Origin of the sequence: Pseudomonas sp. NFXW11 (genome assembly GCF_049887815.1) — a bacterium.
In the GTDB taxonomy this organism is placed as follows: Bacteria; Pseudomonadota; Gammaproteobacteria; order Pseudomonadales; family Pseudomonadaceae; genus Aquipseudomonas.
Window position 1 is genome coordinate 1 of sequence record NZ_JAGEKI010000040.1, and the last position, 1,089, is coordinate 1,089.

The 1,089-nt window shown below is 59.5% G+C and carries 1 protein-coding gene; it reads right to left on the reverse strand.

The window, feature by feature from the left end:
• On the reverse strand, positions 1–1,089 hold a 1,089-nt coding region (locus J4P02_RS30355), incomplete at both ends, for a flagellar hook protein FlgE (protein ID WP_426197396.1).

The window sequence follows — 1,089 nt, forward strand, 5'->3', positions numbered from 1 at the left end:
GTAGGTTTCTTTCCACTGGGTGCCGCCCACTGGCTGCAGGCCCTGCTCGTTGGTGAAGCTGGCCAGGGAAATCTGGCCGATCGGCTTGGTCTGCTCGTTGCTGAAGTTGGCCAGCATCACGCCGGTGCCGTCGATGGTCAGGCTGGAGATCTGGCCAGTGGAGTAGCCATTCTGCGCGATCACCGAACGGTTGGTATCGCCGAATACCGAACCGGTCTTGGTCATGTCGATTTTCACCCCACCCGGTGCAGGCGCTGCACCATTGGGAACGAAGACACCATTGACCACATCACCCGGCGTCCAGCCAGCCATGACGACATTGTTGCCATTGACCGTGAACTGGCTGGTAGCGGGTGCAACTGGTGGCGTCAGGGACTGAAGCTTGCCCGAGGAGTCGAACTTCATCGTGATCGGCGCCTGGTTGGCCATGGTGAAAGCCGTACCGTCCGGGTTGCGGCCATCGATCAGGGTGTAGGTCTGCCATTCGTTGGGGTTCTGCGTCTTGATCATGTACTGATCCATGACGTGCTTGTTGCCCTGGGTGTCATACACCGGAGTACTGAATTGCTTGGTGTAGGTGGTGTTCTTGGTCGGATCGAACACATAGGCCGGAGCCGGAGCCGTTGGGTTGACGTTGATCTGATCGGCATCGGAGTTCAGGTTGATGGTCGAGGAGATCGCGTCGGTGGGCTTGGGGGCCAGGTTCGAGGTGTCGATCCGCAGGTCGGTCAGCACACCGTTGATGATCTTGCCGTTGGCATCCACGGCATAACCTTGCAGGCGAGCAGTGCCATCGCTGTTGGTGATGAAGCCGTCCTTGTCGGTCTTGAAGGTACCGGCACGGGTATAGGTCAGCGAGCCGTTGGTGCTCAGCACGAAGAAGCCCTGGCCCTGGATGCCCATGTCCAGCACGTTGCCGGTGTTGTTGATATCACCGTTGGTGAACTGCTGGGAGACGTTGGACAAACGCACGCCGTTACCCACTACCTGGGTGCCGCTGCCCAGCTTGGTGGCCGAGTAGACGTCGGAGAACTCTGCGCGGGACGACTTGAAGCCGGTGGTGGCAACGTTGGCGATGTTGTTGCCGGT